This is a genomic window from Nocardia miyunensis NBRC 108239 (assembly GCF_001613065.1).
In the GTDB taxonomy this organism is placed as follows: Bacteria; Actinomycetota; Actinomycetes; order Mycobacteriales; family Mycobacteriaceae; genus Nocardia; species Nocardia miyunensis.
This window is the reverse complement of record NZ_BDBQ01000056.1, coordinates 1-10,152: the sequence shown is the minus strand read 5'-3', so window position 1 is coordinate 10,152 and position 10,152 is coordinate 1. Positions and strand designations below refer to the sequence as shown.

The 10,152-nt window shown below is 68.1% G+C and carries 10 protein-coding genes; 6 read left to right on the top strand and 4 right to left on the bottom strand.

Translation table 11 applies throughout. From position 1 onward, the window contains the following. A partial coding sequence (locus NM2_RS24710) for a sensor histidine kinase (protein ID WP_157121290.1) occupies positions 1-2,149 on the bottom strand: 2,149 nt, incomplete at its 3' end. Positions 2,150-2,467: 318 nt separating this feature from the next. Here NM2_RS24710 and NM2_RS24705 point away from each other — a divergent pair. The 4 genes from NM2_RS24705 (at position 2,468) to NM2_RS24690 (ending at position 7,157) form a co-directional block, all read left to right on the top strand. Then, positions 2,468-4,594 carry an AMP-binding protein gene (locus NM2_RS24705; protein WP_067673334.1) on the top strand — a complete coding sequence of 709 codons (2,127 nt, stop codon included), beginning with the start codon at positions 2,468-2,470 and terminating at the stop codon, positions 4,592-4,594. Positions 4,595-4,673: 79 nt separating this feature from the next. Beyond that, positions 4,674-5,063 carry a hemophore-related protein gene (locus tag NM2_RS24700; protein WP_067673333.1) on the top strand — a complete coding sequence of 130 codons (390 nt, stop codon included), beginning with the start codon at positions 4,674-4,676 and terminating at the stop codon, positions 5,061-5,063. A 46-nt stretch (positions 5,064-5,109) separates the two neighbouring features. Next, positions 5,110-5,811: a response regulator transcription factor gene (locus tag NM2_RS24695; RefSeq protein ID WP_439956913.1), complete on the top strand. Its 702-nt coding sequence runs from the start codon at positions 5,110-5,112 to the stop codon at positions 5,809-5,811. After that, complete coding sequence (locus tag NM2_RS24690) at positions 5,808-7,157, top strand: sensor histidine kinase (RefSeq protein WP_245718198.1); 1,350 nt, start codon at positions 5,808-5,810, stop codon at positions 7,155-7,157. Before NM2_RS24695 ends, NM2_RS24690 begins: the two co-directional genes overlap by 4 nt. A 47-nt stretch (positions 7,158-7,204) precedes the next feature. Here the strand turns inward: NM2_RS24690 and NM2_RS24685 are convergent, their stop codons facing one another. Continuing rightward, positions 7,205-7,567, bottom strand: coding sequence for an FKBP-type peptidyl-prolyl cis-trans isomerase (locus NM2_RS24685; RefSeq protein ID WP_067673332.1), 363 nt, complete (start codon positions 7,565-7,567; stop codon positions 7,205-7,207). Positions 7,568-7,882: 315 nt separating this feature from the next. Between NM2_RS24685 and NM2_RS24680 the strand changes: the two genes are divergently transcribed. After that, positions 7,883-8,686 carry a TrmH family RNA methyltransferase gene (locus NM2_RS24680; protein ID WP_067673338.1) on the top strand — a complete coding sequence of 268 codons (804 nt, stop codon included), beginning with the start codon at positions 7,883-7,885 and terminating at the stop codon, positions 8,684-8,686. Further along, positions 8,683-8,985: a DUF2537 domain-containing protein gene (locus NM2_RS24675; protein WP_067673331.1), complete on the top strand. Its 303-nt coding sequence runs from the start codon at positions 8,683-8,685 to the stop codon at positions 8,983-8,985. Before NM2_RS24680 ends, NM2_RS24675 begins: the two co-directional genes overlap by 4 nt. Before the next feature lies 1 nt (position 8,986). Here the strand turns inward: NM2_RS24675 and NM2_RS24670 are convergent, their stop codons facing one another. Both NM2_RS24670 and sepH read right to left on the bottom strand, forming a co-directional pair. Further along, positions 8,987-9,742 carry a DUF6928 family protein gene (locus tag NM2_RS24670; RefSeq protein WP_084531518.1) on the bottom strand — a complete coding sequence of 252 codons (756 nt, stop codon included), beginning with the start codon at positions 9,740-9,742 and terminating at the stop codon, positions 8,987-8,989. 253 nt (positions 9,743-9,995) lie between these two features. After that, the coding region (sepH, locus tag NM2_RS51825; protein WP_245718199.1) for a septation protein SepH at positions 9,996-10,152 on the bottom strand (157 nt) is incomplete at its 5' end.

Here is a 10,152-nt window from a genome sequence, read left to right as displayed (position 1 = left end):
GCTGACGCTGCGGCAGGCCGTCGCCCGGGGTTGCCGTCGCGGGCGGGGTGGACCCGATGACGCCCTGGGCCGACACGCCGTCCTCGACGTCCTCGGCGTCGGTCGAAATCGCCCCGCTCACACCGGGATCCACGGTCACCATCATGTTGCCGCTCGGCGTGCGGGTGACCGCGCGCGTCTGCATGGTGGGGTTCGGCTGCACCGGAATCGGCTGCGACGGTGTGGGCACCTGCGGGGTGGCCTGTGTCGGCACCGAGATCGTGCCGCCGACCGGCGCGACGATGATCGGCTTGGGCAGATGCACCGTGACGGTGACGCCCGGATCCCGGGCGGTGTCGAAGGTCGGCCGCAGCCGCACCGTCAGACCGTGTCGCTCGGCGAGGCGGCCGACCACGAACAGACCCATGTGCCGCGCGGTATCCGGACCGACCTCGGCGGCGGTCTCCAGACGACGGTTGATCTCGGCCATCTCGGCCGGGGGCATACCGATACCGCGGTCGGCGACCTCGACCAGCAGGCCCTGATCGTGCGCCTGGGCGAAGGTGAACTTGACGTCCGTCTCCGGCGGCGAGGCACGCAGCGCGTTGTCCAGCAGCTCGGCGAACAGGTGCGCCAGGTCGGATGCCGCGGGCTCGGTGATGGCGCCGCGCGGAGTGGCGCCCAGCTTCACCCGCTCGTAGTCCTCGACCTCGGAGATGGCCGCACGCAGCACGTCGGCGATCTCGACCGGCGCGGACTTACCGCGCCGCTGCCGGGTACCGGCCAGAATCAGCAGGTTGTCGCCGTTGCGTCGCATACGGGCGGCGAGGTGGTCGAGCCGGAAGAGGTTCTCCAGCAGGCGCGGGTCCTTCTCGTCGTACTCCATCGCCTCGATGAGCGAGAGCTGATGGTCGACAAGGGATTTCGAGCGTCGGGCCAGGGTTTCGAACATGTCGTTGACCTGGGTACGCATCGAGGCCTGGTCCGCCGCCAGGCGCAACGCCTGGCCGTGGATGTCGTCGACGGCGCGGGCGAGCTGACCGACCTCCTCGTCGGTGTTCACCGGCATCGGCTCGAGCGGTACGTCCTCGGGTGACGCGCCGTCCCGTAGCCGGGAGACCTCGTGACCGAGGTCGTGCTCGGCGACGCGTAGCGCGGCCAGGCGCAACTTGCGCAGCGGCACGATCATCGATCGCGCGATGACGACCGCGAGCAGCAATGCCGCCATGATCGTCGCGATGACGATGATCGCGTACCGGATCGCACCGGTGCGGGCGTCGTCGGCCAGGTGATTCACGCGCGCGGTGATGTCGCTGGTCGAGCTGTCGACGATCCGCTGGTAGTACGAGAGGCTGTCCTGCAGGGACTGCTTGAGGTCCGCCACGGGAATCTGGCCGACGGCGGCCTGCGTGCTACCGGCCAACTCGATTCGCTTGTTGACCAACTTGTTCAGCGCGTCGACCGTGGGGTCGCCGGCGGGGAAGCGGTGAGCCAGCGTGGTGAGCATCTGCCGCTCGGTGTTGGCGGCGATCTGGAAGTCGCGCAACGCGTTCTTGGAATCGCCACGCAGCGCCTCGGAGATCGCGGCGACCTCCGAAACCTCCACCGCGCGCGTGTTCAGGGTGTCGACCAGGCGCAGCTTGGCCTGCTCGACCTGCGAGTCGGAGACCGTCGAGGTGATCTGCTCGGTCGTCCGGACGCTGTTCTGCCGAATGCTCTCTTCGTGGTTGACCGCTTCGGTGACCGAAGGGGACGGCGTGTGGCCGTTGGCCCGCACCTCCTGTGCGCCCTTGATCATCTGATCGAGCGCGGCCTGCCCGCCGGGCACTCCGTCCAGGCGCGGCGCGTTCTTCTGGGCCGAGGTGATCGCGTTGTCGAGGGCCGTGAGGTCGGCGTCCTGCACCAGCGATTGACCCGGACCGATCTGCGCCATCTGCTCACTGGCCACCGTGGCCTCAGCGCCACTCAGGCCGGTAACCGCCGGAATCGCCCCGACGTGGGTCACCGCGGCGTCGAGTCGACTCGAGTCGCTGAACTGCGCCGCGATCCTGGACGCGCCGAGCACCACCGCAACGAGAAGGGGGACGGCCAGAACCGCCGTAACCTTCCAACGCAGGTCCCAGTTGCTAAGCGCCCAACGCTTGTTGCCGGACCTAGCGGCGTCGCGCATCTTCACTCACTTTCCAAACTGGCCCCAGCCATGCGCCATCAGCGAGCCTCCACGATCGCATGGCTGGACTCGATTGGCACAGCGGGCCGAGATCTGCGGCAGGCCGTGAAATTGCGTCCTTGACGGCCGAAATATGTGACATGCGATTCTAACGGATCAATAACTTCTTGTGTGACCTGTTGGCAACCTCCGCACATTGACCAGCTTGTTCTGGACAAAATCAAAGGTCGCGGCGCCCGCCCGGACGCCGCGTGAAGTCTGCCACAATCAGGCTGATCTATCGAGGCGGGCATCGAGGCGAAGCAGGGAGTCACACGCTTGAACGCACAACGGGAGTACCGGCCTACCTACCAGACGAGCCTGGTCGATCCGTCGGACTTCTGGGGCGCGGCCGCGGCGGCTGTCAGCTGGGATGTTCCCCCCACACAGATCCTCGACAGCACCGTCCGCCCGACGGCCCGCTGGTTCCCGGACGCACGCCTGAACACCTCCTACAACGCGCTGGACCGTCATGTGCGCGATATCACACCGATAGAGCCCTCGACAGCAGGCGAGCCGAGTCGTGATCCCTTCGAGACCGGATCGAACTCCGATCGAGTCTGGAACGCGGATCTGACCGGCGGCCGCGCGGATCAGCCCGCCCTCATATACGACTCCGCTATGACGGACACCACAGTTGTCTACACCTATGCCGAACTACTGGCCGAGGTGGCGCAGTTCGCCGGAGCGATGCTGCGACTGGGTGTGCGCACCGGCGACCGAGTCGTCATCTATATGCCGATGATTCCCGAGGCCGTCATCGCGATGCTGGGCTGCGCGCGGATCGGCGCGGTGCACTCGGTGGTGTTCGGCGGATTCGCCGCGCACGAGCTGGCCGCCCGCATCGACGACGCGGAACCGGTGCTGATCGTCACCGCCTCGGGCGGTCTGGAGCCGGGCAAGCACATCGAGTACCCGCCGATCGTGCTGCAGTCCCTGGACCTGGTGGAGACCCTCGCGCCCCGGCACGTGGTCGTCAAACAACGCTCGGGCTTCCCCGTGAACCGCTTCGCGGCGCCGCAGCCCGCCACCGAACACCTACCGGGCTCCTCGGAAAGTGTTGCCGCACAATGGCTGGACTGGGAGGACATGGTCGAAGGCGCCGAACCGGCCGATCCGGTCCCGGTCGCGGCCACCGACCCGCTCTACATCCTCTACACCTCCGGCACCACCGGGAAACCCAAGGGCGTGGTGCGCGACAACGGCGGTCACGCGGTCGCGCTGATCTGGTCGATGCGCTACATCTACGACATGGCCCCGGGCAAGGTCATGCTCACCACCTCCGATATCGGCTGGGTGGTCGGGCACTCCTACATCGTCTACGCACCGCTGCTGATCGGCGCGACGACCGTGCTCTACGAGGGCAAACCCGTCGGCACCCCCGATCCGGGCGCGTACTGGCGGATGGTCGATCAGCACGGGGTGCACGTCATGTTCACCGCACCGACCGCACTGCGCGCCATCCGCCGCGCCGATCCGGACGCCGCCACGGCCCACCGGCACGATCTGTCCGGTCTGCGGGCGCTGTTCTGCGCCGGTGAGCGGTTGGATCCGGCCACCCTGGAGTGGACCCGCGACGTGGTGCTGGACGGTCACCCGGACTGCCCGGTGGTGGACCACTGGTGGCAGACCGAAACCGGCTGGCCGATCTGCGCGGATCCGCTGGGGCTGCAAGAACTTCCGATCAAGACCGGCTCGGCCTCGCTGCCGGTGCCGGGCTACCGGCTGCGGGTGCTGGACTACGAGGGCGACGCGGTCGCCGCCGGCATCGAGGGCAATATCGTGATCGGCCTACCCCTGCCCCCGGGCACGCTCACCGGCCTGTGGGGCGACAACGACAGATTCGTGCGCTCGTACCTGTCGGCCTTCCCCGGCCACTACCTGACCGGCGACTCCGGCTATTTCGACGAGGACGGTTACCTCTACGTCCTGGGCCGCAGCGACGACGTGATCAACATGGCCGGACACCGCCTCTCGGCCGGGGGTATCGAGGCCGCGGTCGCCGGACATCCCGCCGTCGCCGAATGCGCGGTCATCGGCATCCCCGACGAACTCAAGGGGCAGCGCCCGATCGCCTACGTCGTGCTCAAATCCGACGGGACCGGGCAGACCATCCGGATCGATCCGGATCAGCTGCGCGAGGAGCTCACCGCCCGCGTCCGGGATCAGATCGGCGCGATCGCGACGCTGTACGACGTCATCGTGGTGCAGGCGCTGCCCAAGACCCGCTCCGGCAAGATCCTGCGAAAGACCATGCGGCAGATCGTGTCCGGCGAGGAGTGGGAGATGCCCGCCACCATCGAGGACCCGTCCGTGCTGGTCGCGCTGGAGGATCAGATCATCGCGAGCGCTCACCCCGAGGGTCCGGCCGCGCCGAGCGACGACTCTTCCGTGCGTTCCTCATAATCTTCTCAGGATTGGTTCACAGCTGTCCCAGAGCACGCCCCTAAGGTTTCGGAGGTTCCCCGAGCCGAAGGATTTGTAGATGATCTCGCTGCGTAACCGCCGCCGCACCGGCACCGTTCTCGCGATCGGCGGCCTGGCCACCGCCGCCGCCCTGCTCTCCCCCGGTATCGCCGCGGCCGCACCGATGGATATGGTTGGGCCCCTTCTGAATACGACCTGCAGCTTCGATCAGGTCGATCGCGCGCTGCACGCCAAGAACCCCCAGCTCGCCTCGATCCTGGACTCGAATCCCAGCCAGAAGGCACAGCTGAAGGCGAAGTTCGACGAGCCCGTCCAGCAGCGCCGCGCCGAGGCCCAGCAGTATCTGGCCCAGCATCCCGAGACCCAGCAGCAGATCCAGAACGATCCGCGGTCCTCGAGTCTGCAGCGGACCATCCAGGCCGTCGCGGACAGCTGCCACAACTACTGACGGTCCGTTCCCGGGCCCGGCGCGCCCATCTGTGCAGAATGTAGTGGTGACTAGCCACGACACCCCGACGGTTCTGCTGGTCGACGACGACGAGGACCTGCTGGCCTCGGTCGAGCGCGGACTGCGGCTGTCCGGGTTCCGGGTGATCATCGCCCGCGACGGCGCGCAGGCGCTGCGCAGCGTGACCGATCAGTCCCCCGATGCGCTCGTCCTGGACATGAACATGCCGGTCCTGGACGGCGCGGGGGTGGTCACGGCACTGCGGGCGATGGGTAACGAGGTGCCCATCTGCGTACTGTCCGCGCGTAATTCGGTGGACGACCGGATCGCCGGACTGGAGTCCGGCGCCGACGACTACCTGATCAAACCGTTCGTCCTGGCCGAACTGGTCGCCCGGATCCGGGCGCTGCTGCGACGCACCGACGCCGCAGCGCCGCTCACCCCGGACGCGATCACCGTGGGTCCGCTCGAGGTCGACGAGGCCGGATATCGCGCCCTGCTCAATGGCCAGGAGATCGAACTCACCAAGCGGGAATTCGAGCTGCTGTCCACCCTGGCCCGCAACGCCGGGGTGGTGCTGAGCCGCGAACGGCTGCTCGAACTGGTGTGGGGATACGACTTCGCCGCCGATACCAATGTGGTCGACGTCTTCGTCGGCTATCTGCGCCGCAAACTCGAGGCCGACGGCACACCACGGCTGTTGCACACCATCCGCGGCGTCGGTTTCGTGTTGCGAGCGCCGAAGTGACCATCGGGCCGACGCGGGCCGGACGGCGACGTCGCTCCTATTCGCTGCGCACCCGCGTCGCGGCGGCCGCCGCACTGGGTGCGATCATCCTCACCGCCCTGCTGGGCTGGCTTTCCATCGTGGCGATCCAACGCAACGCCATCACCCAGGCCGATCAGGAACTGAACGTGGCCTCGCGCATCGTGCTGATGCAGCCGGTGATCGCGGCGGGTGTGCTGTCGGTGGTCACCCCGAGCAAGGCTCTGGCGGTGACCGTCCGGGACGACGGCCAGATCGAGGCCTCGACGATCATGCAGCTGCCGAAACTGGATCCGGGGTCGCACACCGTCACCCTCGACGACACCCCGTACCGCATCATGACCACCACCGAGAATCAGCAGCCGGGCCGCGTCGTCTCGATGGGTATCCCGCTGAACGACGCCTATCACGCGACCAGTGAGCAGCGTCGCTGGGTGTTGTCCGCGGCCGGACTGGCGATGGTCGCCGCGGCGGGGCTGGGCTGGATGTTCGGCGGCCGGGCGGTGCGGCCGATCGTGGACCTGACCAGGCAGGTCGGCGCGCACAGCGGCACCGGCGACGGCGAGACCCCGGTGAACGGATCGGGTGTGCGCGAGGCCGAGCAACTCGCCGACGCGGTGAATTCGCTGCTGGAACGCGTGCGCGCGGCACAGGCCGAAACGGCCGCGGCACTCGAGACCGCCCGCGATTTCGCCGCGGTGTCCGCACACGAACTGCGCACGCCGCTGACCGCCATGCGCACCGACCTCGAGGTGTTGCGCACCTTGGACCTGGACGCGGACCAGCGCGCGGAGATCCTGGCCGACCTGCAACGCAGCGAAACCCGCGTGGAGGCGACCCTGGCCGCGCTCGAACGTCTCGCGGCCGGTGAACTCACCCACGAGCGCGACCACGTGGAAACCGATGTCGGCGATCTGATCGACCAGTCCGCGCACGACGCGATGCGGCACTTCCCGGATCTGACCGTGCGCATCGACGCCGATCCGGAGCTGGTCATCCGGGGCCTGCCCACCGGGCTGCGCCTGGCGGTGGACAACGCGCTGACCAATTCCGCCCGGCACGGCGGCGCGACCCATGCGCTGGTCGCCGCGCATCGCACCCCCGAGGGGGTGGTGATCTCGGTCGACGACGACGGGCGCGGCATACCCGCCGACGAGCGCGAAGCGGTCTTCGAACGGTTCATCCGCGGCAGCCAGGCCAGCAAGGGCGGCTCCGGACTGGGCCTGGCGCTGGTCGCCCAGCAGGCCCAGTTGCACGGCGGGCGAGCCTATTTCGAGGACAGCGCACTGGGCGGTGTGCGGCTGGTACTGGAATTCCCGGGCAGGTGATCGTCCGCACGGCACATACCGTGCGCGCGAGTCCGGGCGCGACGCGCCTAGTTGACGACGTTCAGCAGGTCGATAACGAAGACCAGGGTCTTACCGGACAGCGGATGCCCCGCTCCGACCGGACCGTAGGCCTGCTCCGGCGGAATGGTGAGCTGACGGCGACCGCCGACCTTCATCCCCGGAATGCCCTCCTGCCAGCCCTGGATCAGGCCGCGCAGCGGGAACGTGATGGACTCGCCACGGCCCCACGAGGAGTCGAATTCCTCACCGGTGTCGTACTCCACGCCCACGTAGTGCACCTCGACGGTGCCGCCGGCCGCCGCCTCCGAACCCGAACCCTCGACGAGGTCCTTGATCACCAGCGTGCTCGGCGCGGGGCCGTCCTGGAATTCGACTTCAGGCTTGGTCATGCGTTGCGTCCTCTTCCGTTCAATGGTTCGGTCCATGGATTGGCCAATTAACTGTTCACCATATCGTTGCTAACGAAACTATCTTTTTGGCCTCCGTGTCTTTGGCCTCCGCTTCGCTCCGGCGGGGCCGCGGTGTCGGCGTTATCGAGGTTGGGCTAGCCGGGAACCGAGCCGGTGCGGGTGTTCGTCCGGTCTGCGGCGCGTCCGGGCTAGCCACGCCGCGAACCATATGTCGGCGCTGTCCGGGATCGGCAGAAATGATGTGTGGAGGGTGGCGCGGGCTGGTGGGCTGTATACAAGGCAGGATTGGGCATCGTGGCCGATGTGATCGATATCGAAGACCCCGCCGATCCGCGGATCGCGGCGTTCCGCGACCTCAAATCCGCGGATCGTCGTCCGGATCTCCCCGGACGGCAGGGCTACGTTATCGCGGAGGGGGTCGTGGTGGTGCAGCGGATGCTGAGTTCGCGATACACCCCGTTCGGTTTGCTGGGGGTCGGGCGGCGATACGAGGAGCTGGCCGCCGATCTGGCCGAGGTGGACGTGCCGTACTACCGGGCCACCGCGGAGGTGATGGCCGAGACCGTCGGATTCCATCTCAATCGCGGGGTGCTGGCCGCGGCTCGCCGCCCCACCGAACCGGACCTGGACGAGATACTGGCCTCGGCGCGCACGGTCGCGGTGCTCGAGGGCGTCAACGATCACGAGAACATCGGCTCGATCTTCCGCAATGCGGCCGGGCTCGGCGCGGACGCGGTGCTGTTCGGCGACCGCTGCGCCGATCCGCTGTATCGGCGCGCGGTGCGGGTGTCGATGGGACATGTGCTGCGGGTGCCGTTCGCCCGGTTGCCCGAGTGGCCCGGCAGTCTGAAAACGTTGCGTGACAAGGGATTTCAGATCATCGCATTGACGCCCGACCCAGCCGCGGCCACACTGGCCCGCGCGATGACCGGTGACCGGGTGGCACTGCTGCTCGGGGCCGAGGGCCCGGGGCTGACCGAAACGGCCATGGCCGCCACCGATATTCGCGCCCGCATCCCGATGACGCCGGGCACCGATTCGCTCAATGTGGCCACCGCCGCCGCGATGGCCTTCTACGAAAGGGTGCGCATCTCGTGAACCAGCCTCCGGGCGCCCGCTACGGCGCCTATCCCGAACCGACGCCGTGGGCCGCGGGAATCGCGGTGTCCGCCCTGGTGGCGGTGCTCGCCACCGCCGGGGTCTACGCGTTCGGAGCCGCGCTGGCACAGGTCCATTGGACGTTGGCCGTCGCGGTGAACCTCGTCGCGGTCGGCGGCGCGGCCCCGAGCGCCTGGCGGTGGCGCGGCGCGCCGGTCGTCCGGTGGATCCTGCTGGGCGTCGCGGCCGGGGTCGTGCTGGGCTGGATCGCGCTGCTGATCGTCGCGATCTCGTCCTAGCTCACCGAGCGTTCACGCCGTCCTCGTGGATGTGGTCGTTCCGGCCGCGTAACCAGCCGAACCAGCGGCCGCTGCCGTGCTCGTCCTCGGACTCCTCCGGGCGGATCGGCAACGGCGCCTGTCCCTTCGGGAACAGGCTGAAACCGCAGACCGGAACGTCGTCCGCTTCGAGTGCGCCGTCGTCGTCTCCGCCGCGATAACGGAATCCGAGCCATTCGGCATTCGCCCCGTCGGCGAATTCGGTCGGATCGAAGGGCAGAGTTTGCGGGTCCGGGAATTCACCGGGCAGCAAACGCAAGGGATGCTCCCCCGCCCAGTACGACCGCTCCCACACCTGCGGCAACCCCGCGTCCTCGAGAATGTCGACCCGGGTGGAACTGAACGAACGGCGGAATTCCCCACGCTCCCAATGGGCGAACGCACCCCAGCCGTGGGCGACGTCGTAGGAGATCAGATAGGTGTGCTCCGAGGCGAGCGGACGAACCAGCAATTCCGGAAGCAGCGTCGGGCGGGCCACCGCGGCCTGGGTCGTGCACACCACGGTGACGCCCGGATAGCAGCCGATGTACATCGAACCGGGATCGGGCCCGGCCCAGACCTTCATGGTGCCCGAGGCGGCCGGGACCACGTCGAGGTCGGGATTGAGTTGCCGGGCCAACGCCAGTGCGGCGGCCGGATCCGGATCCGGATGATCGCGGAGCACCGCGACCGGATCGGATGCGTCGACGTACCAGAGGGACGAAGCAGTAGACGGCACTTGCGACACCTCCCGATATTCGTACGGGTAAGCATAGCTATTTCACAGCAACCGCAGTGCCGGATGACATCCGACCAGCGATCTGCCCGCTGCCCGCCCGAAACACCTGGGCGCTATGAGAAAAATCTACTCTCCGGATCGCCGAAATGGTGCACTTCGGATCCCGCGTGCGCGTGTCAAGGGCGGTTCCGCACAGACACAGCGCGTCACCGCATCCGGCGAACTTCGGGAATTCCGGTGTGCGAGGGCGGAATCAGTGCCCCGAGCTGCGCACGCCCAGCAGGACGTCCTCCCAGGACGGCATGGGTGCCTTGCCGCGCTTGGCCTTGGGCCGCGCCTGTTTGGCGGGCGGCTTGGCCTCCTCGGCGGGCTGGTTCGCGGCGGCCGCGGGCGCTGCCTTCGCCGCGGCC

Bases quoted from the DNA above. Each gene is read 5' to 3' on its own strand.
- NM2_RS24685 (WP_067673332.1), bottom strand. From the start codon at position 7,567: ATGACCAAGCCTGAAGTCGAATTCCAGGACGGCCCCGCGCCGAGCACG.
- NM2_RS24700 (WP_067673333.1), top strand. From the start codon at position 4,674: ATGATCTCGCTGCGTAACCGCCGCCGCACCGGCACCGTTCTCGCGATC.